We start from the raw sequence: 24,656 nt of genomic DNA, 5'->3' as shown, positions 1-24,656 counted from the left end.
CGCCTGCAGGTTACGCCGGCAGGATGCGCACCGCGAGCAGCCGCGCGTCGGCGCCTTCGGGCGTCGCATGCCAGGCCCGTGTCGCATCGGACCACTGCAGGCCCTCGCCTTCGCTGCAGGCTTCATCGTCGAGCCGCCATGCGCCGCGCAGCGCCAGCAGCACGCCATGCGGCGCGGCCTCGATGGCCGTGGCGCGGTCCAGCACGCGCACGTCGGCGCGCCACTGGCCGCGCCGCGTCATCACGTTGAAGTCGTTGGAGGCGCCGCCGAGCAGCGTGCAGTCGATCGGCTCGTCGCCGCTGAAGGCGAAGGGCTGCAACGGAACGTCGAGCCGGTGCTCGATGCGCCCGTCGTGCGTGAAGAGCCGAACGCCGTCGCCTTCGAGCAGCGTGATGCTGCGGTCCACGCCCGCGAACACCGAGAACGGCCCCGCCGCCGCGATGGTGGCGATGCTCACGCGCCAGCCGAAGCTGTCGAGCCCTGCGCCCTGCGGCCAGCTGGCGACTTCCTGCGTGGTGCCACCGCCGTTCTTCCATGGCGTGGCGGGCAGCGAGGCGCGCGAGAACCGGAACACGCTGCTCATGAGCGCCCCTCTTGCTCCTTGCCCCTCTGGGGGAAGGTTGGGATGGGGGCAGTGCCCAACGAGCGCTGTGATTGGCTAGAGGCCGTCGTGCCCCCACCCCTGCCCTCCCGCAGCGGGGGAGGGAGAAAGACAAATTCCATCGCGCCGCTCATCGCACCATCCCGCCCTGGCGCAGGCGCTGCTCGAAGTGCCTCAGCACCAGCGTCATCGTCCCGGTGAGCACGAAGTACACGACCGCGATGGCCAAGTACACCTCCAGCGAGCGATACGACACGCTGATGATCTTCTGCCCCTCGTGCATCACGTCGTGAATCGTCAGCAGCGACACCAGCGCCGAGTTCTTGATCAACGCGATGAACTCGTTGCCCAGCGGCGGGATCATGCGCACCACCGCCTGCGGCAGCACGATGTGGCGCATCGCGAGGCCGGGCGTCATGCCCAGCGATTGAGCAGCCATGGTCTGGCCCTTGTCGATCGACTGGATCGCGCCGCGCACGATCTCCGACACGTAGGCGCCCGAATACACGCCGAGCCCCAGCACGCCGCACACGAAGGCCGGCAGCAGGATGCCGAAGTGCGGCAGGCCGAAGAACAGGATGAACAGCTGCACCAGCAGCGGCGTGCCACGAATCGCCGCCACGTAGGCCGTGCATGCGCCGTAGAGCCAGCGCCGCTTCGGGTTCAGCCGGCCGATGCCGACCAGCAGGCCCAGCACGCAGCCCAGTGCGAGCGCGCAGGCGGTGATCTCCACCGTGACCAGCGCGCCGCGCAGCAGGTCGGGCCAGCCCTGCCAGACTGGCGAGAAATCGAGATCCATGGCGGGCTTACTTGGCAGCCGTGCTGAACCACTTCTTCACGATCTGGTCGTAGGTGCCGTCGGCCTTCAGCTTCTCGATCGCGCCGTTCACCGCCTTGGTCAGCTCGGGCGTGTCCTTGCGGATGGCCATGCCGTATTCCTCGGTGGTGATCTGCTCGGGCAGCACCTTCAGGCCGCCGCGCGTGCGCACGTACTGGTAGGCGGCGGGCTTGCCGGTCACGGCGGCGTCGGCGCGGCCGATGTCGACGAGGTTGAACATCTCCTGGTTCTTCTCGACTTCCATCAGTTGCACCTGAGGGAATTTCTCCTTGGTGTAGCTCACCGACTTGGTGCCCACCTGCACGCTGACCTTCTTGCCGTTGATGTCGGCCGGCGTCTTGATCGCCGTGTTGCCGTCCTTCACCATCACGACGAGGCCGCCCGCGTAGTAGGGCACGGTGAAATCGACCACCTTCCTGCGCTCGTCGGTGATGTAGATGGCCGAGACGGCCATGTCGAAGCGCTTCGAGATGAGCCCCGGCACGAGGCCCTTGAAGTCGATGTCGATCCACTCGACCTTGCGGCCCAGCGTCTTGCCGATGGCCTCGACCAGTTCCACGTCGAAGCCGGTGCGCTTGCCGTTCTCCACGAACTCCATGGGCGGGAAGGTGGCGTCGGTGGCCACGCGCAGCGGCTCGCCCTGTGCGTGCGCGGCGCCCGCGAAACCGAGGATGGCAAGGCCGGAAAGAGCGGCGGCGACGATGGTGCGGCGGGTGTTCATGGCAGGGGACTTTCGTGGTGGGAATGAAGGAAGAAGAAAGAAAAAGGCAACGCGGCTACTGCAGCGCCCGCGAGATGCGCGCCGCCGTGACGACGGTCATGTGCAGCAATGCAGCTTCCATGCCCTCGACGCGCGTGAGCGGCGCCATCAGCGTGATCGCGCCGCGCAGGCGCCGGCCCGAAGAGAGCACCGGCGCGCTCGCACCCCACACGCCGGCGTCGACCTCGCCGTGGGTCACGGCATGGCCGGCCTCGCGGATGGCGTCGAGTTCGGCGGCGCGCTCGGCGCGGCGCTCGGCGCTTTCGCCGAGGCCGTCGAGCAGGGCGTCGCGCTGGTCGACCGGCATGTGGGCCAGCAGGCACTTGGCGCTGGCGCCGTCGCGGGCAGGTACGCTGCGGCCGCGGTCGAAGGAGCAGCGCAGCGACTGTTCGCTGTCGATCATCTCCAGGCACACGACGCGGTCGTTCACCGCCGTGACCAGCGCCACGCTCTCGTGGCTTTGCTGCGCCAGCAGGCGCATGTCGGCGCGCGCGGCGATCACGAGGTCGGAGTTGCCGTCGAAGCCGGTGGCCAGCTGCACGCTGACCGGGCCCGGCGAGTAGCGGCCGTCGGACTCCATCACGAAGCCCCAGCGGCGCAGCGTGGCGATCTGCCGGTACAGCGTGCTCTGCGACAGGCCGGTGGCCCGCACCAGCTCGGCCGCCGTCATCGCCGCCTTGCTCTGCGCCAGCACCGACAGCACCAAGAGCGCGCGGTCGTTGGCGGGGGCGTCGGTCGGGGGCGTCATGCGATCGGTCGGAGGAATGGAACCGGCGTGCAGTATCTTGCCCGCCGTTCCCACTTCCAAGCCCATATTCCCAGAGAGTGGGAATGGGCCTGCTTTTTCTTTCTACCTTCGGCTTAAGGTCGCGCCCTTCTTCATGGCGGCGCCCGCCCTCACTTCACCATCGGCAGCTTCAGGCCCTGCTTCTTCGCGGTGGCCACGGCGATGTCGTAGCCCGCGTCGGCATGGCGCATCACGCCGGTGGCGGGGTCGTTGAAGAGCACGCGCTCGATGCGTTTTGCAGCGGCGTCGGTGCCGTCGCAAACGATCACCACGCCCGAGTGCTGCGAGTAGCCCATGCCCACGCCGCCGCCGTGGTGCAGGCTGACCCAGGTGGCGCCGCCTGCCGTGTTGAGCAGCGCGTTGAGCAGCGGCCAGTCGCTCACCGCGTCGGTGCCGTCCTTCATCGCCTCGGTCTCGCGGTTGGGGCTGGCGACCGAGCCGGTGTCGAGGTGGTCGCGGCCGATGACGATGGGCGCCTTCAGCTCGCCCTTGCGCACCATCTCGTTGAAGGCCAGGCCCGCGATGTGGCGTTCTCCCAGGCCCAGCCAGCAGATGCGCGCCGGCAGGCCCTGGAAGGCGATGCGTTCGCGCGCCATGTCCAGCCAGCGGTGCGTGTGCTTGTTCTCGGGGAACAGCTCCTTGATCTTGGCGTCGGTCTTGTAGATGTCCTCCGGGTCGCCCGACAGCGCCACCCAGCGGAACGGGCCCTTGCCCTCGCAGAAGAGCGGACGGATGTAGGCCGGCACGAAGCCGGGGAAGTCGAAGGCGTTCTTCACGCCCTCGTCGAAGGCCACCTGGCGGATGTTGTTGCCGTAGTCGACAGTGGGGATGCCCATGGCCTGGAAGTCGAGCATGGCCTGCACGTGCACGGCGCATGACTTCGCGGCGGCCTTCTTCAGCGCATCGTGCTGCGAGGCGTCCTTCATGGCTGCCTGCCACTGCGGCACGCTCCAGCCGGCGGGCAGGTAGCCGTTGATGAGGTCGTGCGCGGAGGTCTGGTCGGTCACGAGATCGGGCTTCAGGCCGCCGGCCTTCGCGCGCTTCACCAGCTCGGGAAGGACCTCGGCCGCGTTGCCCAGCAGCGCGATCGACACGGCTTCCTTCGCGTCGCAGTGCTGCTTGATGAGCTCGAAGGCGTGGTCGATGTCGCGCGCCTGCTTGTCGACGTAGCGGGTGCGCAGGCGGAAGTCGATGCTCGACTGCTGGCACTCGATGTTCAGCGACACCGCGCCGGCCAGCGTGGCCGCCAGCGGCTGCGCGCCGCCCATGCCGCCCAGGCCGGCCGTGAGGATCCACTTGCCCGCGAGGCTGTTGTTGTAGTGCTGGCGGCCGGCCTCGACGAAGGTCTCGAAGGTGCCTTGCACGATGCCTTGGCTGCCGATGTAGATCCAGCTGCCGGCGGTCATCTGGCCGTACATGAAGAGGCCTTTGCGGTCGAGCTCGTTGAAGTGCTCCCAGTTGGCCCACTTCGGCACGAGGTTGGAGTTGGCCAGCAGCACGCGCGGCGCGTTCTCGTGCGTCTTGAAGACGCCCACCGGCTTGCCCGATTGAATCAGCAGCGTCTCGTCGTCGTTCAGTTCCTTCAGCGAAGCGAGGATCTGGTCGAAGCAGGCCCAGTCGCGCGCGGCGCGGCCGATGCCGCCGTACACCACCAGGTCCTGCGGGCGCTCGGCCACCTCGGCGTCGAGGTTGTTCTGCAGCATGCGGAAGGGGGCCTCGGTGAGCCAGCTCTTGCAGTTGAGCTCGCTGCCGCGCGGGGCGCGGATCACGCGCGTGGGATCGTGGCGCGGGTCGGTGGCGGTGTTCAGGGCGAATTTGTCGGGAGCGTTCATGGCGGGTTCTCCTAATCGGGGTGTGTTTTACGAGTGGCTGGGCAGGATGTCGAGCAGCGCGGCCGGCAGATCGGCCTTCAGCGCCCACTGGCGCATGGCTTCGATGTCGGGGGCGAGGTAGCGGTCGGTTTCGAGGAAGGCGACCTGCTGGCGGATGGCGGCGAATTCGGCTTCGACCAGCGGCGAGCTCCTGAGCTTGCGTTTGAGTTCAATGCCCTGGGCGGCGGCCATCGCTTCGATGCCCACCACCACGGCCGTGTTGTTGACCATGTCGGCCAGGCGGCGACCTGCGAAGGTGGCCATCGACACATGGTCTTCCTGGTTGGCCGAGGTCGGCAGGCTGTCGACGCTGGCGGGGTGCGCGAGCGACTTGTTCTCCGAGGCGAGCGCCGCGGCCGTGACCTGCGCGATCATGAAGCCCGAGTTGAGGCCGCCGTCGCGCACGAGGAAGGGCGGCAGGCCCGACAGGCCGCTGTCGAGCAGCAGCGCGAGGCGGCGCTCGGAGATCGCGCCGACTTCGCTCACGGCCAGCGCCACGATGTCGGCCGCGAAGGCGACGGGCTCGGCGTGGAAATTGCCGCCCGAGATGACCTCGCCGGTGTCGGTGAAGACCAGCGGGTTGTCGGATGCGGCATTGGCCTCGATGACCAGCACGCGCGCGGCGTGCGCGAGGTTGTCGAGGCAGGCGCCCATCACCTGCGGGATGCAGCGCACGGAATACGGGTCCTGCACGCGGCCGCAGTCGGCGTGCGAGGGGACGATCTCGCTGCCTTCGAGCAGCGTGCGCACCGCGCCCGCCACCGCGATCTGGCCCGGTTGGCCGCGCGCGGCGTGGATGCGCGCGTCGAAGGGCTTGATGGAGCCCTGGATGGCTTCGAGCGACAGCGCCCCCGACATCAGCGCCGAGGCGAACACGTCTTCCGCACCGAAGAGGCCCGCCAGCGCGAGCGCGGTCGACACCTGCGTGCCGTTGAGCAGCGCAAGGCCTTCCTTGGGGCCGAGCACGAAGGGCTCGAGGCCGATGTGCTTCATCGCCTCGGCGCCGCTGACCACGCGGCCGTCGGGCAGCGTCGCCTCGCCTTCGCCGATGAGCACGCAGGCGAGGTGGGCCAATGGCGCGAGGTCGCCCGAGGCGCCGACCGATCCCTTGGCGGGGATGCGCGGCATCACGCCCGCGTTGAACAGTGCCAGCAGCGCATCGGCCAGTGCCGGCCGCACGCCGGAGTGGCCGCGCGCCAGGCTCACGGCCTTGGTCGCGAGGACCATGCGCACCACCGGCGCGGCCAGCGGCTCGCCCGTGCCCACGCTGTGCGAGAGCACCAGGTTGCGCTGCAGCTCGGCGAGGTGGTCGTTGCCGATGCGCGTGCTCGCGAGCTTGCCGAAGCCGGTGTTGATGCCGTAGACGACCTGGTCGTTCTCGACGATGTGGCGCACGGCGGCCTCGGCGCGCTGCATGCCTTCGCGCACCGATGCGTCAAGCGCGAGCTTCACGCCGCCGGCCTGGATGCGGCGCAGCGTCGCGAGGTCGACCTGGCCGGGCACGAGGATCAGGGTGGCGTCTGGATGGGCGGTGTGTTTGCTTGGCATGTGAACCTGTCTATACAAGTAGTTGCGAGTGAAAGCTGAGTCGATGGCGACGACAAAAAAAGACCTACGGCCCTTCGCGGAACACCGCGGAACCGGCTTTGCCGGGCCGCACGTGTTCCCCCCGGCGAGGGGGTCGGCAAAGCGACGTGAAGTGCGCGAAGACTGGGAGAGAGTTCATTGCGTCAGCCGAAGCTGGGGTTGCCGTCGGCCTTGAAACGGCTGCCCAGGCTGTAGCGCGAACCGGGGTGCAGACAGCGCACCCACGTCACGGGAACGTTGCGCGACCAGGTGCGGCGCGTGAGCAGCAGGCAGGGGTCGGTGGGCGTCATCGCGAGGCGCTCGGCCTGCTCTGCGTTGGGCAGCACGGCGTCGACCACGTGCTCGATCTGGTCGAACGGCACGTTGCGCACCAGGTACTCGCTGGGCGGCATCGCGGTGAAGTCCTGCTCGAGGTAGTCGGGCACCACCTGCGGGTTGACGTAGCGCTCCTCCAGCTGCACCGGCGTGCCGTTCTCCAGGTGCAGGCACACGCTGTGGAACACCGAGTCGCCGGCGCGCTTGTCGAGCCACGCGGCCACGTCGGTCGAGGCGGCCAGGCGCTCGACCGCGATCATCTCGCAGCGGTAGTCGTGCCCGCGCTGGCGGATCTCGCTGGCGATGTTGGCGATCTGCAGCAGCGTGGACTGCGGCTTGTTCTCCGCCACGAAGCTGCCGACGCCGGCCACGCGCACGATGCGCCCCTGCTCCACCAGCTCGCGCAGCGCGCGGTTCACCGTCATGCGCGCCATGCCGAACTGCGCGACCAGCTCGTGCTCCGACGGCAGGCGGTGGCCGGGCGGCCACGTCCCGTCCTGGATCTTGCGGGAGATGTGATCCATGACTTGCGCGTAGAGCGCGAGGGTCGGCAGGTCGCGTTTCATCGTGTCTTCGTCAGTGCTCCGCCGCGGCCATCGATTCGGCGCGGATCTCTTCGGTCAGGCGTGCCTTGATCTCCATGAACTCCGGCGAGGTCTTGATGGTGTAGCTGCGCGGGTGCGGGAAGTCGACCGCGATCTCGGTCTTGATGCGCCCGGGCCGCGCGCTGAACACCGCCACGCGGTTGGCCATGAAGATCGCCTCGTCGATGTCGTGCGTGACGAACAGCACCGTCTTCTGCGCCGACTCCCAGATGCCCAAGAGCAGCTCCTGCATGAGCACGCGAGTCTGGTTGTCGAGCGCGCCGAAGGGCTCGTCGAGCAGCAGCATCTTGGGGTCGTTGGCCAGCGCGCGCGCGATGGCGGTGCGCTGCTGCATGCCGCCGGAGAGCTGCTTCGGGAAGTGGTTCTCGAAGCCGCGCAGGCCCACCTTGGCGATGAAGAACTCGCTGCGCTCCTTCTGGTCTGCCTCGCTCATGCCGCGCTCGCGCAGGCCGAAGCGGATGTTCTGCGCCACGGTGAGCCACGGGAAGAGCGTGTAGCTCTGGAACACCACGCCGCGGTCGGCGCCGGGGCCCTCGATGCGCTGGCCGTCGAGCAGCACCTGGCCGCTGGTCGGGAAGTCGAGCCCCGCCACGATGCGCAGCAGCGTCGACTTGCCGCAGCCCGAGGGGCCGAGGATGGTGACGAAGTCGTTCTCCTTCACCTCGAAGTCGATCGGCTGCAGCGCCTGCGTGCGCTGGCCCTTGGTGCCCGTGAAGACGCGCGAGACGCCCTGGATGGAAAGCTGATTGCTCACAGCGCGTCCTTCGTCTGCGATTCATTCGGGGAGTGCCGCGGAACCGGCTTTGCCGGGCCGCAGGCGCTGCCCCCTGCAAGGGGGTTGGCGAAGCGACACGAAGTGCGCGAAGACTGGGGGTTGTTCATAGTGACGCCCATGCAAACAAGCGGCGGTTGATTGCCTTGAAGGCGAAGTCCGAAAGCAGGCCGATGACGCCGATCACGATGATCCCGAAGATGATCTGGCCGGTGTTCAGCAGCGCCTGGCTGTCGGTGATCATGTGGCCGATGCCCGAGGAGGAACCGATCAGCTCCGCCACGATCACGTAGGTCCATGCCCAGCCGAGCACGAGGCGCAGCGTCTCGGCGATGCCCGGCGCGGCGCCCGGGATGAGCACCCGCGCCACGATGCCGCGGCTGCTGGCGCCCAGCGTGTAGGCGGCCTCCACGAGGTCGCGCCGCGCGCCGCCCACGGTGACGGCCACCATCAGCACGATCTGGAAGAAGGAGCCGATGAAGATCACCAGCAGCTTCTGCATCTCGCCCAGGCCCGCCCACAGGATGAGAAGCGGGATGAAGGCCGAGGCCGGCAGGTAGCGGCAGAAGGAGACGAAGGGCTCGAAGAAGGCCTCCACGGCCTTCCAGGTGCCCATGGCGATGCCCAGCGGCACCGCGAACACGGCCGCCAGCAGGAAGCCGCCGAACACGCGCCACACGGTCATGCCGATGTCGCCGATGAAGCCGTACTCGGTGAAGAGCAGCCAGCCTTCCTTGACCATGGTCGGCGGGCTCGCGAGGAAGGTCGGCGGCACGAAGCCTCCGAGCGTGGCGATGGCCCACACGAGCACGAAGACGACGAAGAACGCGAGCCCCAGCAGCACGCGCGCCCGCGTGCCGATGGGCTCCAGCGGCGCGAGCGCGCGGCGGCGGGCCGGCGTGGCGACGGGCGCCGCGGCCTTGGCGGCCTGCTGCGGCGCAGGCGCCGCGACCGCTGCGGCGGAAGGCATCTGCTGCATCTGGGCCACGTTCTTACTTGACGAAGCTTGCATCGAAGGTGGCCGAGAAATCTTCCGGCGCCTTGCGGATCACGCCGGCTTCCAGAAGGATGGGCGTGGCCTCCTTCATGAAGCTGGTGAGCTCGCCCGCGAAGAACTTCTGGTTGGCCGCCTTGTCCTGCCAGCGCAGGAAGGCCGCCGACTTGGCGAACTGCTCGCCGCTCTGCTTCACGGCGGAGCCCATGAGTTCGTTGGACTTCTCGGGCTCGGCCTTGATCATGTCCAGCGCGTCGAAGTACGACTTGGTGAGCGCGGCGGCGGCCTTGGCATTGGCCTTGAGCCAGGTGGGCGCACAGCCGACGGTGTCCATCACCATCGGGTAGTCGAGCGTGGTGGCCAGGATCTTGCCGGCGGCGGGATTGGCGCGCACCGTCGAGAGGTAGGGTTCGTAGGTCATGGCTGCGTCGTTCTGGCCGGCCACGAAGGCCTGGGCCGAGGCCTGCGGCGACAGCGTGGTGGTCTTCACGTCCTTCAGCGACATGCCGTTCTTGCTGAGCATCCAGGCCAGGCCGAAGTAGGGCGCGGTGCCGGGCGCGTCGACGCCGATGGTCTTGCCCTTGAGGTCGGAGAACTTGGCGATGTCGCCGCGCACCGCGAGGCCGTCGGCGCCGTAGGACTTGTCCATCTGGAAGATCTGCACGATCGGCACGCCGTTGGCGTTCCAGGCCACGTGCGTCTCGACGGTGGTGGCCGCGCACTGGATGGCGCCGGAGGCCAGCGCGAGGTGGCGGTCCTTCTGCGGGATCATCTTGAGTTCGACGTCGAGCCCGTTCTTCTTGAAGATGCCGGCCTTGTCCGCCAGCGAGAGCGGCGCGAAGCCGGTCCAGCCGGACATGCCGAGCGAGATCTTCGTCAGATCCTGGGCGGCGGCCGTTCCGGCCATGCCCGCCGCACATGCGCCCGCTGCAACCAGCGAGGCGAACTTCACAACTACCGTCTTGACCATGGGTACTCCTGGGGTCTGTTCTTGGGGAAAGGCTCGGCGGTGCCGCCCGATGGCCGGGTCACGCACGCCTCGCATTGTTGCCAGGCGCCCCAACTTGTATATACAGGATAACCCGAAAGCTCGTTTCTGGTGCATTTGCCTGGGAAATGCACCTTTTTGCTGTCTAGACAAGAAGGGCGCAGGACGGCGGCAACCATTGCAAAGCTCGTGCCACAGTCATATCGGCGGCACTGGGGGACAATCGACGGCCGCCCTCCTCCCTCTTCTTTTCCGACCTCCCCCGCCCGCCGCCTGTGTCTTCCCTCGCCCCCCGCCCCATCGACATCTCCGGCAGCAGCGCCCCCTCCGACATCCTCCACGAGGTCTTCGGCTACGCGCAGTTCCGGGGGGCCCAGCAGGACATCGTCGACCACGTGGTGGGCGGCGGCGATGCGCTGGTGCTGATGCCCACGGGCGGCGGCAAGTCGCTGTGCTACCAGATCCCGGCCATCGCCCGGCAGCGCGCGGGCAAGGGCGTGGCGATCGTGGTGTCGCCGCTCATCGCGCTGATGCACGACCAGGTGGGTGCGCTGCACGAGGCCGGCGTGAGCGCGGCCTTCCTCAACTCCACACTCGACTGGGAAGAGACGCAGGACGTCGAGCGCCGCATGCTGCGCGGCGAGATCACGCTGCTGTACGCGGCGCCCGAGCGGGTGAACACGCCGCGCTTCCTGTCGCAGCTCGATTCGCTGAAGGAGCGCGGCAAGCTCTCGCTCTTCGCCATCGACGAGGCGCACTGCGTGAGCCAGTGGGGCCACGACTTCCGACCCGAGTACCGCGCGCTCACCGTGCTGCACGAGCGCTATGCGGGCGTGCCGCGCATAGCGCTCACCGCCACGGCCGACGCGCTCACCCGGGCCGACATCGTCGAGCGGCTGCAGCTGGAGGACGCGCGCCAGTTCGTCTCCAGCTTCGACCGGCCGAACATCCGCTACACCATCGTCGAGAAGAAGGACGCCACCACGCAGCTGCTGCGCTTCATCGAACGCGAGCACGAGGGCGACGCGGGCGTGGTCTATTGCCAGTCGCGCAAGCGGGTGGAGGACGTGGCGGTGCAATTGCGCGACGCGGGCATCAACGCCCTGCCCTACCACGCGGGCCTGGACGCCGCGGTGCGCCAGCAGCACCAGGACCGCTTCCTGCGCGAGGAAGGCATCGTGATGGTCGCGACCATCGCCTTCGGCATGGGCATCGACAAGCCCGACGTGCGCTTCGTCGGCCACCTCGACATGCCCAAGAACATCGAGGGCTACTACCAGGAGACCGGCCGCGCCGGCCGCGACGGCGGCCCCGCCGACGCCTGGATGGCCTACGGCCTGCAGGACGTCGTCAACCAGCGCCGCATGATCGACGAGAGCCCCGCCGGCGAGGAGTTCAAGCAGGTGATGCGCGGCAAGCTCGACGCGCTGCTCTCGCTGGCCGAGGCCAGCGACTGCCGGCGCGTGCGCCTCCTGGGCTACTTCGGCGAGAAGAGCACGCCCTGCGGCAACTGCGACAACTGCCTGAACCCGCCGCAGGTGTGGGACGGCACCGATGCCGCGCGCAAGCTGCTGAGCACGATCTACCGCGTGCAGCAGTTGAGCGGCATCAGCTTCGGCGCCGGGCACATCATGGACATCCTGCGCGGCAAGAGCACCGAGAAGGTCAAGCAGTTCGGCCACGAGCGCATCAGCACCTTCGGCATCGGCGCCGAGTTCAGCGAGGTGGCGCTGCGCGGCGTGCTGCGCCAGCTGATCGCCACCGGAGCGCTGGCGGTGGACGCCGAGGCCTTCAACACGCTGAAGCTCACCGAGGGCTCGCGCGCCGTGCTCAGGGGCGAGACGCCGGTGACGCTGCGCGAATCGGTGTCGTCGCCCGCGGAGCGCAAGCCCCGGCGCGAGAAGGCCGCCAAGGGCGCGCCGCCGCCGGCCGCGGCCAAGCTCGACGAGGCGGGCCGCAAGCGCTTCGACGCGCTCAAGGCATGGCGCGCCGAAGTGGCGAAGGAACACAACCTGCCGGCCTACGTGATCTTCCACGACGCCACGCTGGCCGCCATCGCCGAGCGCGCCCCCGCCTCGCTCGAAGACCTGCAGGGCATCAGCGGCATCGGCACCAAGAAGCTCGAGGCCTACGGCAGCGAGGTGCTGCGCGTCTGCGAGAACTTCTGACGGCCTGAAGAACAGAAAAAGGGGCGCCGCGATGGACACCCGCCAGATGCGCTGCGTGATCGCGATCGCCGAGGCGGGCAGCCTCACGAAGGCGGCCGAGCGGCTGGGACTGGCACAGCCGGCACTCACGCAGACGCTGAACCGGCTCGAGAAGGAGCTCGGCACGCCCCTCTTCACGCGCACGCGCCGCGGCGCCGCGCTCACCGATGCGGGGCAGGCTGTCATCGACGACCTGCGCGCCAGCCTGGCCTACGGCGATGCGGCCACCGAGCGTGCACGCGCGATGGGCGCGGGCCGCGCGGGACGGCTCACGATCGGCTTCGTCACGCATGCGGTCTACGAGGTGCTGCCGAACGCGCTGCGCCGGCTGCGCGCCGAACATCCGCAGCTCGACGTGGTGCTTCGCGAGATGAGCAATGCCGAGCAGGTGGCGGCGCTCGAAGGCGGACGCATCGACATCGCGCTGCTGCATCCGCCGGTGTCGGTCACGGCCCGGGTGCACGAACTGCGGCTGGGCGAGGAGCCGCTGATCGCCGCGCTGCCCGCCGCCTGGGCGATGGATGACGACGGCTGCGTGTCGCTCGCCGACGTCGCGCGGCACGGCCTGGTCTGGTTCCCTGAGCAGCAGATCCCCGCACTGCGCGCGCAGCTGCTGGGCGCACTGCGGCGCGCCGGCCATGAGACGCGCGTGGTGCAGGACGCCAACCGCACGCTGACCGTGCTCTCCTGCGTGGCCGCGGGGCTGGGCTGGTCGCTGCTGCCGCGCTCGGTGCGCGCGCTGCAGCACGAGGGCGTGCGCTATGCCGAAGTGCGCGACGGCGCGGGGCTGCCGGCCTTCGAGCTGTCGGCGCTGTGGCTGGCGCGCTCGCGGCCCACCTTCGCCGACGCGTTCGCCGCCATGCTGCGCGGCTGAGGCGGCGGCCTCAGCCCACTCAGTCCAGCTGGATCCTGTTGTCCTTGGCGAGCTTGGTCCACTTGGCGATCTCGGCACGGCGGAAGCTGTCGAGCTCGGCCGGCGTCGAGCCGATCACCTCCGCTCCCAGGGCTTCGAGCCGGCCGCGCACTTCCGGGTCCTTGAGCGCGGCGGCGAATTCCTTCGACAGGCGCTGCGCCACCGGCGCGGGCGTGCCGGCCGGCACGAACACCGCGTTCCACTCGTAGACCTCGTAGCCGGGCAGGCCGGCCTCGGCCACCGTGGGCAGCTGCGGCAAGGCGGGCGAAGGCGCCTTGCCGGTGACCGCGAGCGCGCGCAGCTTGCCGTCCTTGATGAAGGGCATGCTGGAGGCCAGGCTCGCGAAGAACACCGGCACATGCCCCGACATCACGTCGGTGAGCGCGGGCCCGCCGCCCTTGTAGGCCACGTGCGTCATCTGCACGCCCGCCATCGATGCGAACAGCTCGCCCGCCAGGTGCTGCGCCGAGCCGTTGCCCGACGAGGCGTAGTTGATGGCGCCCGGCTTCGCCTTGGCCTGCGCGATCAGGTCCGAGACGTTCTTGAACGGCGCCGACGGGTTCACCACCAGCACGTTGGGCACCCTCACCAGCAGCGACACCGGCGCGAGCTCGCGCAGCGTGTCGAAGGGCATCTTGCGCAGCGCCGGGTTCTGCGCGTGGTTGGACGCGTCGAGCAGCACGGTGTAGCCGTCGGCCGGGCTCTTGGCGACGAGGTCGCCGCCGATGGCGCCGCCCGCGCCGCCGCGGTTGTCGATCACCACCGGCTGGCCCAGCTTCGCCGAGAGCTTGGGCGCGATGATGCGCGCCACCGCGTCGACGGTGCCGCCGGGCGGATAGCTCACGACCAGCCGCACGGGCTTGGACGGCCACGCCTGGGCGTGCGCGCCCAGACTGCCCAGCAGCAGGGCAGCACCGGCGAGTGCGAGCGGAACGGCGCGCAGCAGCCTCGCTCGAGTGATTTCGCGGGTGATTTCATTGGTCATCGGTGATGTCTCCTGTCTTGAACTTGAAAAGCCGCGCCGGCGTGTCGACCAGGATGCGGCGGCGCTCGGCGGCGTCGGGCACCCAGTCGGCCAGCGCTGCATGGGCGGCGGTGTAGTTGGCGATCTCGCGGTGCTGGGTATGCGGCCAGTCGCTGCCCCACACGAGGCGCCCGGCGCCGAAGGCCTTCAGCAGCGCCTGCGCGGCATCACGCGCGTGGGCTTCGGTGGCCGTGGGCCAGTTGCGGTAGGCGGCGGAGAGCTTGACCCAGATGCGCCCGCAGTCCGCGGCGCGCAGAAGCCAGGCGAAGCCTTCGTCGTCGGCGGGTGCCGATGCGGGACGGCCGAAATGGTCGACCACCAGCGCGCACCCGGCATCGAGCACCGGTTGCGCGGCCAGCGCGAGATCGCGCGATTCGCGATGCAGCTCCACATGCCAGCCCAGCGCATGCACGCGGGCGAAGAGCCGTTGCCAGTCGGGACGGGCGAGATCGGGCAGCGGCATGCCCACGATATTGAGGCGGATGCCGACGACGCCGGCTTCGGCCATCGCCTGCAGCGTGGCGTCGTCCACCATCGGATCGACCACCGCGACGCCGCGCAGGCGCTCCGGGGCAGCGCGCAGCGCGTCGATCAGGAAGCCGTTGTCGGTGCCCAGGAAGCTGGGCTGAACCACCACGCCGTGCGAGACGCCGTGCGCGCCGAGCAGCGCGAGGTATTCGGCCAGCGTCGCGTCGTAGTCGGGTGCATGCCGCCGCGCCGCGGCCAGCGGCAGGCCGCGCACGAACACGTGGGCGTGGCCGTCGATGGCGGTGATGGGAGCGGAAGGCACTGCGTCGTTGTCTCTGTCGGATTCTTCGTGCGTCCGCCGCAAAGCGGACGTGGGCGAGTATCCGGAGCACGGCGCCTTCCGGGAACCTGTCTCCCGGTTGTGTTTGGATAAGCGCGGCTTATGACGCCGTTCAGTTCACCGTGGCGGGAAGCGTGATGGGCACCGGCCGCGTCAGCAGGTCGACGTACAGCTCGAAGAAGCGCGCGTTGTCGAACTTCTTCACCACGGTCATCTTCTGCAGCGTCGGGCCGGGCGGCTGCGACGAATAGCCGATGGAGCGGCCGTTGTCGGCGGCGCCCGGCTTGGCGATCACGTCGACGTAGCGGTCCACCGTCTGCGTGGCATAGCTCGAATCGATCAGGTAGGCCAGGGTGAGCGTATCCCAGATGTTCTGCGTGTAGTTCGGATTGGTCTCGAAGCCGTTCTTGCCGTCGAAGCCGTAGCCGTTGAGCTTCTGGAACACGTCGGTCACAGCCGTGGGCTTGGCCGGGTGGGCGATGCGGTCGTAGATGGGCTTGGTGAGGAACACGGTGTCGGTCACGTCCAGCGGCACCACCACCTGCGGGATCGGCAGCCGCACCACGAACTGCGCGGCATCGGGGTCGAACCACCAGTTGAACTCGGCGGCCTTGGTGGTGTTGCCGGGCACGTCGATGGCGCCGCCCATGTAGATGATCTTCTTGATGAGCGGCACGATCTCGGGGTTCTGCTTCACCGCGAGCGCGATGTTGGTGAGCGGGCCGATGGCCAGGATGGTGATCTCGCCGGGGTTGGCCTTCACGGTGTCGACGATGAAGTCGACCGCCGTCTTGCGCTGCACGACCGTGTGCTTCGCGAAGCCGTCCGGCGAGGGCTTGAGGTCGGCGTCGGTCTTGGGCTCGGGGCCGCCCCAGGCGCCGAGGTAGCCGTCGCCGCCGGCACCGGCGGCCATCTCGGCCTGGACGTCGGCATAGGTGTGGTTCAGCGCGTAGTTCGCGCCCGAGTAGATGCCGATGCGGTCGCCCACGCCCAGGCGCTCCACCGACATCAGCGCGTCGGCCACGCCCTGCTTCAGCCACTGGTTGCCCGAGACCACGCTGATGCCCATCACGCGCACCTTGCCCTCGGCCTGCAGCTGCGCGGCCATCACGCCGAGCTGGCCGTCGTCGCTCATGGTGTTGTAGTCGCTGTCGATGATGATCTTCTGCGGGCCGGCGCCGCCGCCTCCCGATCCTCCGCCCCCGCCGCCACCGCCCCAGCCCGGGCCCGGGCCGAGGCCGATGCCCGAGCCTCCGTTCCCGCCGCCTCCGCAGCCCGCCAACGTCGTGATGACGGCGATCAACATCGCCCCGATCCATTTGCGCATCGTCTCTCTCCTGGTACTAGGAAGTTGGTTCTCAGGCGGGGCAAATCCCGCCGCTCCGAGATACAAACGTTTGCGCAAAGCTTTGCGCAAACGTTTCACCCACTCTACGGCGCGAGCGACAGGGGTGGCAAGCACCGGCGCTAGGGGTTTTCCGCGAGCCCGAAGGAGAGCCCGGGCCGCCTTTCAGAACAAGAACGGCTCGGGGCTGCGCAGAGCAGTTCGTGGGCGGGCAGCTTGGGGGCGGCTCAGGCCGGATCGGACAGGCCGATCAGCCTGTTCTCGCGAAGCGGCGAGCGGCCCGGCAGATAGGGCAGCTCCGCTTCGGGCTCGGCCGCCTTCTCCAGGCCCTGGACGGTCGTCTTGGCGGAGACGGCGCAGGAGCCCGAGCTGCGCAACGCGAGCGCCGCAGCGAGGCGCGCCTCGGCCTTGTCGCCGAGCTGGTGGTTGAAGTCGTCGGCCACGACGCACCCGGCATTCGGTGCCATGCCGTCGCCGTAGTCACCGTAGCCCTGCTGGTTCACGCCCTTGAACTGGATCGCGAAGTAGGTGGTGCCGCAGTTGTCCTGCGGATAGAAGCCGTAGGGCTTGCCGCAGGTGGTGCCGCCGACGAGGTTGACGGTGACGCCCACGCCGCGCAGGCTGTTGACGACGGACTCGCTCGCCGAGCAGGTGTCGGGGCCGGTGAGCACGGTCACGCGCGACAGGCCCAGCGTGGGCAGCGGCTGCCCGCTGCGGCTGGTGCTGACGAAGGGCGTCAGGGTCTGCGCGACGGAAAGCCGGAACGGGTTCTTGTCGTTGAACACAAGCTGCTCGAAGGTCTTGCCCGCGGTCACGGACGGCGAGGCGATCATGTAGGCCAGCCGGCTCGCGATGAGCAGCTGCCCGCCGCCGTTGTAGCGCATGTCGAGCACCAGGTCCTGGATGCCGGCGCCCTGCTTGAAGCTGTTGACGGCGTTGATGAGCTGCGTCTCCGACGTGGTGATGTGGTCGTTGAACAGCAGGTAGCCCACACGGCCGCTGCCGGTGTCGATGACCTGCACGTTCTGCACCGGCACGCTGGTGACATTGGCGGCCGTCAACTGCACCGGCGATTGCGCGACGCCGTTCACTTCGAAGGTGAAGGTGTGCGATTCGCCGACGGCCTTGGGCGACAGCGCCCCATTGATCGCGTTGACGTTGGCCGTGCCGGTGCTGTTGACGACGTCGACTCCGTCGATGTTGAGGATCTTCGCGCCGCGTGCCAGGTTCTTGCCGGCGGCCGGTGAGCCCGGCTCGACGAGGGCGATGCGGATGTCGCGCGGCGGCGAGCTGCGGATCGCGGCCGTCTCCATGCCGTAGCCGGCGGAGACGCCGCCCTGCGTGAGCTGGCGGTAGGCCTCGGTGTCGTAGGTGAAGTGGAAGCGGTCCTTGGCGCGGCCCGAGGGCGTGGTGGCCGTCGTCTTGAGCACGTTGAACCAGGTGATGGGCGTGGCGTAGTCGGCGGCCTTGAGGGTGGTGGGCACTTCGCCGTACCAGAGGTAGGTTTCGTCGATCCAGCCGCGCACCCAGCTCTTCTCGTTGTCGAGCGTGCCGCTGCGGTCGGGGTACGCGCCGCCGGTCTCGGGGTTGATGCCGGTGCGCGGCGACGCGCACAGGCCGGCCACCGTGGCCGAGGCGACGATGCCGCTGCCGGAACCGCTGCCATTGCCGCCATCTCCGCTCGCAGGCGGGGGCGTCGTGGTGGCGCCGGGGATCAGGCCGATCGGCAGGCCGCCGCCGCCCCCGCCTCCTCCGCCGCCCCCGCAGGCCGACAGCAGGGCTGCCGCCGCGAGCACGGCGCCGGCGGCGGTCCATGCGCCAGGACGCGGCAATCGCCGCGCGTCGTCGATCTTGCGAGACTCCAGCATGCGTTCTCCTCCTCGTGTCCGTGTCCGCACCGGCGGACGGATGTTCTCTTTCTGCGCGGCGGCGGCGGACGCCGCCACAGGGTGCCGCTACTGCACGAAGCCCATGCCGCGCGACTCGCGCACTTCGGGCTTGATGCGATGCTCGGCTTCGAGCTGGTCCAGAAACTCGCTCGCGGAGAACTCCACCGCGAGGATATCGGTCTGCCGTTTCACCGCCGCGAAATCGCCGGGGCACAGCTGCCCCAGCGCCGCAAGCCGCGAGCGCATCGATGCCGTCATGAGCGCGGCATCGCCGGCGAGCGCCTCGGTGACGAACATGCGCTCGCGCTGCGCGGCCGTGAGCGGCATGAACTTGATCTTGAAGGTGAAGCGCCTCAACGCCGCCTGGTCGAGCCGGTCGAGCAGGTTGGTGGTGCACACGAAGATGCCGTTGAAGCGCTCCATGCCCTGCAGCATCTCGTTGACCTCGGTGACCTCGTAGGTGCGCTGCGCGCCGCGGCGGTCCTGCAGGAAGCTGTCGGCCTCGTCGAGCAACAGCACGGCTTTCTCGGCCTCGGCCTCGCGGAACATGGCGGCCATGTTCTGCTCGGTCTCGCCGACGTATTTGCTCATCAGGTCGCTGGCCTGCTTCACGATGAGCGGACGGCCCACCGCCTTGGCGATGTGCTCCGCCAGCGCCGTCTTGCCCGTGCCGGGGGCGCCGTAGAAGCACAGCGAGCCGTGGCCGCGCGCCTTCAAGGCCTCGACGATCCGCGGGATCTCGAAGCGGGTCTCGACGTTGAGCATGTCGAGGTCGTAGGTGGTGACGCTGCGGCGCTCGCCGCGGCCGGAGTCGGCGGTGCCGAGCGCCAGATCGGCATTGCGCAGCTGGCGCTCGATGAGCGCTTCCGTCGAGGCGCCTTCGGCACCGGCCAGTCCGGCGAAGCGCACCGCGGTGCGGATCTGCGCGGGCGTGAGCCCCTTGCGCTCCGCGAGCTTGGCGGTGAAGGCCTCGGACACGACGACGCCTTCGAGCGTCTTCTTCACGAGCTGCTCGCGCGCGCCGGGCGGCGGCGACTTGAGCTCGAGGTGATACGCGAAGCGGCGGCGGAAGGCCGGGTCGATCTGCTCGATGCGGTTGGTGACCCACAGCGTGGGCACCGGATTGGCCTCGAGGATCTGGTTGACCCAGGCCTTGCCGCTCACGCTGCCGCTGGTGGGCGCGGGGATCTGCTCGGCGCGCGCCATGAACTGCGCGGCCTCGGTGCTGATCGGCGGGAACACGTCCTCGACCTCGTCGAACAGCAGCGCGGCCTGCGCGCTGCCCTTGAGGAACACCTGCGCGATCTGCAGCGAGCGGTAGCGGTCGCGGCCGCTCAGCGAATTGCCGTCGCGGTCGGCGTACTCGACCTCGAAGAGCTCGAGCCCTGCGGCCTGCGCCACGACCTTCGCGAGCTCGGTCTTGCCGGTGCCGGGCGGGCCGTAGAGCAGCACGTTGACGCCCGGCTCCTTGCGAGCGACCGCTGCGCGCAGCAGCGTGACGAGCATCTGCACGTCTTCCTGCACGAAGGAGAAGTCCTGCGGCGCGAGCGCGCTCTTGGCGGAGGGGCGCGTGAAGACGGCCATCAGCTCGTTGTGGTCGCGGTACTCGCGCATGAGCACCGGCGGCAGCTTCTCGCTGACCTTCATGAGGTCGGCGAGGTCGGTGATGTTGTGCTCGGAGATGAGGTTCTCGACCAGCCCGATGCGCTCGAGCCTGGAGCCCGCGCGCAGCGCCTCGCCCACGTCGCTCGCACTCACGCCGGCGATGTCGGCGATGGCGGCGTAGGCTTCGGGCGCGTTGTTGACCTTGAATTCGACCAGCAGCGAGCGCAGGTCGCGCTGGTAGCGTGCGAGCGTGCCGTACAGCAGCAGCGCACGCTCGGCCTTGTTGAGCTGAAGCAGGCCCGCGAGCGCGTCGATGTTCTTCTCGACCAGCGTCGACTGCTTGCGAAGCGCATGCGTGAGCCAGTCGCGCGTGACGGCCAGCACCGAGAGCAGGTCCTTCGGCTGGTCTTTCGCGTATTCGTCGAGATAGAAGAAGAGCGTGCCTTCCTCGTACGGGCCGCGCCACACGCCGTGGCGCTCCAGCAGCGTGCGGCCGTCGAGGTCTTCGACGCCCTTCCAGGCTTCATTGCCCGCGCAGCGCCGTCCGAGGAACTCGCGAAGCCGCTGCAGCACGGCAGCGGGCCATACGAGATGCCGCCCGGTGAGCGAGAGCAGGCCGTTGATGTCGCGCCGCACGTTGAAGCGCGGGCCCTGCTTGGCAGCGAGCGTGAGCACGAAGTGCGAGCACATGAGCTCGAGCACCGGGGCTTCCTTGAGTCCGGGCGACGGCAATGCCTGCCCGCGTACCGCAGCAGCCACCACATCGACACCCGCACGCTTGGCCATCAGGCAACCTCCAACGAGGACAATTTCGGACAGACCATAACGCAGACTTTTGGCTTCGGGAAGACCGTGAAACGGGAAAAACCCTGATGGTTGCGATTCCAGCCACAATGCGCGCCATGGTCGGAATCCAGGAAATCGAACGCGCCGCGGCGCGCCTCCAGGGGCAGGTGCTCAACACGCCGTGCGTGGAATCACGCACCCTTTCGGAAATCGTCGGCGCCCAGGTGTTCCTGAAATTCGAGAACCTGCAGTTCACATCCTCGTTCAAGGAGCGGGGGGCGTGCAACAAGCTGGTCGATCTTTCCGAGAACGGTACACGCGGAGTGATCGCCATGTCTGCGGGCAACCATGCGCAGGGTGTGGCCTATCACGCGCAACGCCTCGGGCTGCGGGCGCTGATCGTGATGCCGCGGTTCACGCCAGGCGTGAAGATCGAACGCACGCGCGGCTTCGGCGCAGAGGTGGTGCTGCACGGCGACACGCTGGAAGCCGCCCGCACCCATGCATTCGAGCTTGCGCAGCGCGAGGGACTGACTTTCGTGCACCCCTACGACGACGAAGCGATCATCGCCGGCCAGGGCACCGTGGCGCTGGAGATGCTCGATGCCGTGCCCGATCTCGACGCGCTGGTGGTGTCGGTCGGCGGCGGCGGGCTGATCGCTGGCATGGCGGTGGCCGCGCGCGAACGCAAGCCGGACATCGAGATCGTCGGCGTGCAGACCACGCGCTTTCCGGCGATGGTCAACGCAGTCAAGGGTACACATCACGCGCAGGGCTCGAGCACCATCGCCGAAGGCATCGCGGTCGGTACGCCCGGCGTGCTGACGCAGCAGATCATCGCGAGCAAGGTCGACGACCTGCTGCTGGTGGACGAAGGCGACATCGAGCAGGGCGTGCTGATGCTGCTGGAGATCGAGAAGACCCTGGTCGAAGGTGCAGGCGCCGCCGGGCTCGCCGCGCTGATCCGGCACCCGGAGCGCTTCCGCGGCAAGCGCGTGGGGCTGGTGCTGTCGGGCGGCAACATCGATCCGCTGCTCTTGGCGGCCATCATCGAGCGAGGCATGGTGCGGGCCGGGCGGCTGGCGCGCATCCGGGTGAGCGCGCGCGACGTGCCGGGCTCGCTGGCCCACATCACGGCCACTGTGGCCGAAGCGGGCGCTAACGTCGACGAGGTTCACCATCAGCGCGCCTTCACCATGCTGGCGGCGCAGAACGTCGATGTCGAGCTGGTGCTGCAGACCCGTGGACGCGCCCATCTGGCCAGCGTGCTGGCCGCGCTGAAGGACGCCGGGTTCGAGGCCGAAGAGCAGCATTGAGCTGCAAGATCAAGCCCGGAATGCTCCATTCGGGGGCTCGCATCCCCCTAGACCGGCTGCCGGCGGCCCGCCGGTAAAATGCCATCAGTTTGTCAATTGCGTATTCGAGGAATTTCCCGATGTCCAATCCCACTCCCGTCGAGCCGAGCCATGGCGCGGCCGTCGAACAAGACGCTGTCGAGTCGGTCGTTCACCTGATGCCGCTGGTGCTTCCGCTGGCCGGCGGCGTGCTGATGCTGCTGCTGGCATCCATCGCCGTCTACATGGCCTGAAGCTGACGCGCGTTAGCGCCTTTGTCCGCGGGCGGTGCGGCCCGCGCCGACGCAATCTCCCGAAGCGAAACGTTTTCTCAAACGGACCTTCGTGCCTGAGCCGGCACGGCGTCCCGTTCGGAAAGACGATTTTTCAACTTAGGAGATTTTCCGATGAACGCACCCACGATGAAGGGCCTCACCATTCAGGCGCCCTCATACGTCAAGAACGCAAAGCTGATCGCCTGGGTGGCCGACATGGCCGCGCTGTGCAAACCCGAAACCATCCACTGGTGCGACGGAAGCAAGGAAGAGTACGACCGCCTCTGCCAGCAGCTGGTCGACGCAGGTACCTTCAAGAAGCTCAACCCTGCCAAGCGGCCCAACTCGTTCCTCGCGCTGTCTGACCCGAGCGACGTGGCGCGCGTGGAAGACCGCACCTACATCTGCTCCGAGCAGAAGGAAAACGCCGGCCCCACCAACAACTGGATGGCCCCGGCCGAGATGCGCGCGACCCTGCAGCCGCTGTTCGATGGCTGCATGAAGGGCCGCACGATGTACGTCGTGCCCTTCAGCATGGGACCTCTGGGTTCGCCGATCGCCCACATCGGCATTGAGCTTTCCGATTCGCCTTACGTCGCGGTCAACATGCGCATCATGACCCGCATGGGCAAGGCCGTTTACGACGTGCTGGGCGCCGACGGCGAATTCGTGCCCTGCGTGCACACCGTGGGCGCCCCGCTCGAGGCTGGCCAGAAGGACGTGGCCTGGCCGTGCAACAAGACCAAGTACATCGTCCACTATCCCGAGACGCGCGAGATCTGGAGCTATGGCTCCGGCTACGGCGGCAACGCGCTGCTGGGCAAGAAGTGCTTCGCGCTGCGCATCGCTTCCAACATGGGTCGCGACGAAGGCTGGCTGGCCGAGCACATGCTCATCCTGGGCGTGACGAATCCCGAAGGCAAGAAGTACCACGTGGCGGCAGCGTTCCCCAGCGCCTGCGGCAAGACCAACTTCTCGATGCTGGTTCCGCCGGCGGGCTTCGAAGGCTGGAAGGTCACGACGATCGGCGACGACATCGCATGGATCAAGCCGCAGGCCGACGGCACCCTGCGCGCGATCAACCCGGAGGCCGGCTACTTCGGCGTTGCGCCGGGCACCAACATGCTGACGAACCCCAACTGCATGCGCAGCCTGGACCAGGGTGTGATCTTCACCAACGTCGCACTGACGGACGATGGCGACGTCTGGTGGGAAGGCATGGAGCAGGACGCGCCTGGCAAGGCACTGCCGGCTCACCTGATCGACTGGCAAGGCAAGGACTGGACGCCGCAGATCGCCAAGGAAACCGGCGCGAAGGCGGCCCATCCGAACGCCCGCTTCACGGTCGCCGCGACCAACAACCCCGCGCTCGACGAGGCATGGGACGACCCGAAGGGCGTGACCATCGACGCTTTCATCTTCGGCGGACGCCGCTCGAACACCGTGCCGCTCGTGACCGAAGCCCGCAACTGGGTCGAGGGCGTCTACATGGCGGCGACCATGGGCTCCGAGACGACTGCTGCCGCAGCTGGCCAGCAAGGCGTCGTGCGCCGCGATCCCTTCGCGATGCTGCCCTTCATGGGCTACAACATGAGCGACTATTTCCAGCACTGGCTCGACCTGGGGATGAAGCTCGAGGCGTCAGGCGCCAAGCTCCCGAAAATCTACACGACCAACTGGTTCCGCAAGGGCGCCGACGGCAAGTTCGTCTGGCCCGGCTATGGCGAGAACATGCGCGTTCTGAAGTGGATGATCGATCGCGTCGAAGGCAACAAGACCGAGGGCGTGGAGCACATCACCGGCATCAGCCCGCGCTACGAAGACCTCAACTGGACTGGCTTGAACTTCAGCGCCGAGCAATTCGCCACAGTGACCAGCATCGACAAGGCGGCTTGGCAGGCTGAGCTTAAGCTGCATGCCGAGCTGTTCAAGCAGTTGGAGCACCATCTGCCGAAGGAGCTGCCGGAGACGAAGGCGGCTATCGAGCAACGCCTGGCTGCTTGATAACCAGCTGCTTCAAAACAAAAAAGCCCGATGGAGAGTCCATCGGGCTTTTTTTTATTTTCCGCGGGCTTTCAGTGGAGTAACTCGATTCAGCCAATCTATTGTCCTCAAAGACGCCGGACTGGATACCTGGATGCGCCAGACAGCCTGTCTCGAGACGATCCGATCAAGGCAACATTGAACTGGATTGCTTGGCGGATGGTGTCTTTGAGAGCTGATTGCCGTAGGTGCAGCCAGATAAAGGGTTCGATTCTTCGCAATTGCTAGCACTCGGCACCGACGGATTTAGCCTCTCAGCTAGCCCGAGATATGTTGGAGGAGTTGGTAGCTGCGGGAGGTGCCGAAGTG

General features: G+C 68.1%; 20 protein-coding genes. 5 read left to right on the top strand and 15 right to left on the bottom strand.

The genetic code is table 11. The annotated features are described in order from the left end of the window. Positions 1-10: 10 nt before the first annotated feature. The 10 genes from ACTJLF_RS17115 to ACTJLF_RS17070 all read right to left on the bottom strand — a co-directional run bounded on the left by ACTJLF_RS17115 (position 11) and on the right by ACTJLF_RS17070 (position 10,100). Positions 11-583 carry a HutD/Ves family protein gene (locus ACTJLF_RS17115; RefSeq protein WP_354327320.1) on the bottom strand — a complete coding sequence of 191 codons (573 nt, stop codon included), beginning with the start codon at positions 581-583 and terminating at the stop codon, positions 11-13. Positions 584-731: 148 nt separating this feature from the next. Beyond that, positions 732-1,400 (bottom strand): amino acid ABC transporter permease, encoded by a 669-nt coding sequence (locus ACTJLF_RS17110; RefSeq protein WP_026346849.1) that lies wholly within the window; start codon positions 1,398-1,400, stop codon positions 732-734. A gap of 7 nt (positions 1,401-1,407) precedes the next feature. Then, entirely contained in the window at positions 1,408-2,160 is a 753-nt protein-coding gene (locus tag ACTJLF_RS17105; protein ID WP_354327319.1) for a transporter substrate-binding domain-containing protein, read from the bottom strand. Between the two features lie 55 nt (positions 2,161-2,215). After that, a complete protein-coding gene (locus tag ACTJLF_RS17100; protein WP_440883567.1) occupies positions 2,216-2,947 on the bottom strand; it encodes an IclR family transcriptional regulator in 732 nt (243 codons plus the stop codon). A gap of 149 nt (positions 2,948-3,096) precedes the next feature. Next, positions 3,097-4,818: a urocanate hydratase gene (gene hutU, locus ACTJLF_RS17095; protein ID WP_126184207.1), complete on the bottom strand. Its 1,722-nt coding sequence runs from the start codon at positions 4,816-4,818 to the stop codon at positions 3,097-3,099. Positions 4,819-4,845: 27 nt separating this feature from the next. Beyond that, positions 4,846-6,405, bottom strand: a complete 1,560-nt coding sequence (gene hutH, locus ACTJLF_RS17090) for a histidine ammonia-lyase (protein ID WP_440883566.1) — start codon at positions 6,403-6,405, stop codon at positions 4,846-4,848. A gap of 182 nt (positions 6,406-6,587) precedes the next feature. Beyond that, positions 6,588-7,325 carry a histidine utilization repressor gene (gene hutC / locus ACTJLF_RS17085; RefSeq protein WP_019658455.1) on the bottom strand — a complete coding sequence of 246 codons (738 nt, stop codon included), beginning with the start codon at positions 7,323-7,325 and terminating at the stop codon, positions 6,588-6,590. A gap of 10 nt (positions 7,326-7,335) precedes the next feature. Then, a complete protein-coding gene (locus ACTJLF_RS17080) occupies positions 7,336-8,118 on the bottom strand; it encodes an ABC transporter ATP-binding protein (protein ID WP_126184210.1) in 783 nt (260 codons plus the stop codon). Positions 8,119-8,242: 124 nt separating this feature from the next. Beyond that, positions 8,243-9,148 carry an ABC transporter permease gene (locus ACTJLF_RS17075; protein ID WP_440883565.1) on the bottom strand — a complete coding sequence of 302 codons (906 nt, stop codon included), beginning with the start codon at positions 9,146-9,148 and terminating at the stop codon, positions 8,243-8,245. Further along, positions 9,129-10,100: an ABC transporter substrate-binding protein gene (locus tag ACTJLF_RS17070; protein ID WP_019658458.1), complete on the bottom strand. Its 972-nt coding sequence runs from the start codon at positions 10,098-10,100 to the stop codon at positions 9,129-9,131. The genes ACTJLF_RS17075 and ACTJLF_RS17070 overlap by 20 nt, the downstream gene beginning before the upstream one ends. 293 nt (positions 10,101-10,393) lie before the next feature. Between ACTJLF_RS17070 and recQ the strand changes: the two genes are divergently transcribed. Beyond that, the gene (recQ, locus tag ACTJLF_RS17065; RefSeq protein WP_019658459.1) at positions 10,394-12,286 is read left to right on the top strand and encodes a DNA helicase RecQ; all 1,893 of its coding nucleotides are present in this window, start codon (positions 10,394-10,396) and stop codon (positions 12,284-12,286) included. Between the two features lie 31 nt (positions 12,287-12,317). Beyond that, a complete protein-coding gene (locus ACTJLF_RS17060; protein WP_019658460.1) occupies positions 12,318-13,199 on the top strand; it encodes a LysR family transcriptional regulator in 882 nt (293 codons plus the stop codon). Positions 13,200-13,218: 19 nt separating this feature from the next. Here ACTJLF_RS17060 and ACTJLF_RS17055 read toward each other — a convergent pair whose 3' ends face one another. The 5 genes from ACTJLF_RS17055 to ACTJLF_RS17035 all read right to left on the bottom strand — a co-directional run bounded on the left by ACTJLF_RS17055 (position 13,219) and on the right by ACTJLF_RS17035 (position 20,695). After that, the gene (locus ACTJLF_RS17055; protein WP_440883564.1) at positions 13,219-14,223 is read right to left on the bottom strand and encodes a tripartite tricarboxylate transporter substrate binding protein; all 1,005 of its coding nucleotides are present in this window, start codon (positions 14,221-14,223) and stop codon (positions 13,219-13,221) included. Next, the gene (locus tag ACTJLF_RS17050) at positions 14,213-15,052 is read right to left on the bottom strand and encodes an amidohydrolase family protein (RefSeq protein ID WP_440883563.1); all 840 of its coding nucleotides are present in this window, start codon (positions 15,050-15,052) and stop codon (positions 14,213-14,215) included. Before ACTJLF_RS17050 ends, ACTJLF_RS17055 begins: the two co-directional genes overlap by 11 nt. A gap of 130 nt (positions 15,053-15,182) precedes the next feature. Then, positions 15,183-16,397: a nucleoside hydrolase gene (locus ACTJLF_RS17045; protein WP_440883562.1), complete on the bottom strand. Its 1,215-nt coding sequence runs from the start codon at positions 16,395-16,397 to the stop codon at positions 15,183-15,185. Between the two features lie 245 nt (positions 16,398-16,642). After that, complete coding sequence (locus ACTJLF_RS17040) at positions 16,643-18,283, bottom strand: S41 family peptidase (RefSeq protein ID WP_440883561.1); 1,641 nt, start codon at positions 18,281-18,283, stop codon at positions 16,643-16,645. 87 nt (positions 18,284-18,370) lie between these two features. Continuing rightward, positions 18,371-20,695, bottom strand: coding sequence for an ATP-binding protein (locus ACTJLF_RS17035; RefSeq protein ID WP_145760351.1), 2,325 nt, complete (start codon positions 20,693-20,695; stop codon positions 18,371-18,373). A gap of 116 nt (positions 20,696-20,811) precedes the next feature. Here ACTJLF_RS17035 and ACTJLF_RS17030 point away from each other — a divergent pair, with 116 nt between their 5' ends. The 3 genes from ACTJLF_RS17030 to ACTJLF_RS17020 all read left to right on the top strand — a co-directional run bounded on the left by ACTJLF_RS17030 (position 20,812) and on the right by ACTJLF_RS17020 (position 24,308). Then, positions 20,812-22,011 carry a threonine ammonia-lyase gene (locus ACTJLF_RS17030; protein WP_026346853.1) on the top strand — a complete coding sequence of 400 codons (1,200 nt, stop codon included), beginning with the start codon at positions 20,812-20,814 and terminating at the stop codon, positions 22,009-22,011. A 119-nt stretch (positions 22,012-22,130) separates the two neighbouring features. Next, entirely contained in the window at positions 22,131-22,283 is a 153-nt protein-coding gene (locus ACTJLF_RS17025) for a hypothetical protein (protein ID WP_019658467.1), read from the top strand. Positions 22,284-22,436: 153 nt separating this feature from the next. Continuing rightward, positions 22,437-24,308, top strand: a complete 1,872-nt coding sequence (locus tag ACTJLF_RS17020; RefSeq protein ID WP_440883560.1) for a phosphoenolpyruvate carboxykinase (GTP) — start codon at positions 22,437-22,439, stop codon at positions 24,306-24,308. Positions 24,309-24,656 lie beyond the last annotated feature (348 nt).

The organism is Variovorax sp. 22077 (genome assembly GCF_052044195.1).
GTDB lineage: Bacteria > Pseudomonadota > Gammaproteobacteria > Burkholderiales > Burkholderiaceae_C > Variovorax > Variovorax atrisoli.
The sequence above is the reverse complement of the archived record's forward strand: the minus strand, read 5'-3'. Positions and strand labels throughout refer to the sequence as shown.

What these genes read in the sequence shown, in the direction of transcription:
- ACTJLF_RS17040 (WP_440883561.1), bottom strand. Translation starts at nt 18,283, where the DNA reads ATGCTGGAGTCTCGCAAGATCGACGACGCGCGGCGATTGCCGCGTCCT.
- ACTJLF_RS17070 (WP_019658458.1), bottom strand. Translation starts at nt 10,100, where the DNA reads ATGGTCAAGACGGTAGTTGTGAAGTTCGCCTCGCTGGTTGCAGCGGGC.
- ACTJLF_RS17115 (WP_354327320.1), bottom strand. Translation starts at nt 583, where the DNA reads ATGAGCAGCGTGTTCCGGTTCTCGCGCGCCTCGCTGCCCGCCACGCCA.
- ACTJLF_RS17035 (WP_145760351.1), bottom strand. Translation starts at nt 20,695, where the DNA reads ATGGCCAAGCGTGCGGGTGTCGATGTGGTGGCTGCTGCGGTACGCGGG.
- hutH (WP_440883566.1), bottom strand. Translation starts at nt 6,405, where the DNA reads ATGCCAAGCAAACACACCGCCCATCCAGACGCCACCCTGATCCTCGTG.
- ACTJLF_RS17100 (WP_440883567.1), bottom strand. Translation starts at nt 2,947, where the DNA reads ATGACGCCCCCGACCGACGCCCCCGCCAACGACCGCGCGCTCTTGGTG.
- ACTJLF_RS17025 (WP_019658467.1), top strand. Translation starts at nt 22,131, where the DNA reads ATGTCCAATCCCACTCCCGTCGAGCCGAGCCATGGCGCGGCCGTCGAA.
- hutC (WP_019658455.1), bottom strand. Translation starts at nt 7,325, where the DNA reads ATGAAACGCGACCTGCCGACCCTCGCGCTCTACGCGCAAGTCATGGAT.
- ACTJLF_RS17075 (WP_440883565.1), bottom strand. Translation starts at nt 9,148, where the DNA reads ATGCAAGCTTCGTCAAGTAAGAACGTGGCCCAGATGCAGCAGATGCCT.
- ACTJLF_RS17045 (WP_440883562.1), bottom strand. Translation starts at nt 16,397, where the DNA reads ATGCGCAAATGGATCGGGGCGATGTTGATCGCCGTCATCACGACGTTG.
- ACTJLF_RS17030 (WP_026346853.1), top strand. Translation starts at nt 20,812, where the DNA reads ATGGTCGGAATCCAGGAAATCGAACGCGCCGCGGCGCGCCTCCAGGGG.
- ACTJLF_RS17060 (WP_019658460.1), top strand. Translation starts at nt 12,318, where the DNA reads ATGGACACCCGCCAGATGCGCTGCGTGATCGCGATCGCCGAGGCGGGC.
- hutU (WP_126184207.1), bottom strand. Translation starts at nt 4,818, where the DNA reads ATGAACGCTCCCGACAAATTCGCCCTGAACACCGCCACCGACCCGCGC.
- ACTJLF_RS17110 (WP_026346849.1), bottom strand. Translation starts at nt 1,400, where the DNA reads ATGGATCTCGATTTCTCGCCAGTCTGGCAGGGCTGGCCCGACCTGCTG.
- ACTJLF_RS17055 (WP_440883564.1), bottom strand. Translation starts at nt 14,223, where the DNA reads ATGACCAATGAAATCACCCGCGAAATCACTCGAGCGAGGCTGCTGCGC.
- ACTJLF_RS17020 (WP_440883560.1), top strand. Translation starts at nt 22,437, where the DNA reads ATGAACGCACCCACGATGAAGGGCCTCACCATTCAGGCGCCCTCATAC.
- ACTJLF_RS17105 (WP_354327319.1), bottom strand. Translation starts at nt 2,160, where the DNA reads ATGAACACCCGCCGCACCATCGTCGCCGCCGCTCTTTCCGGCCTTGCC.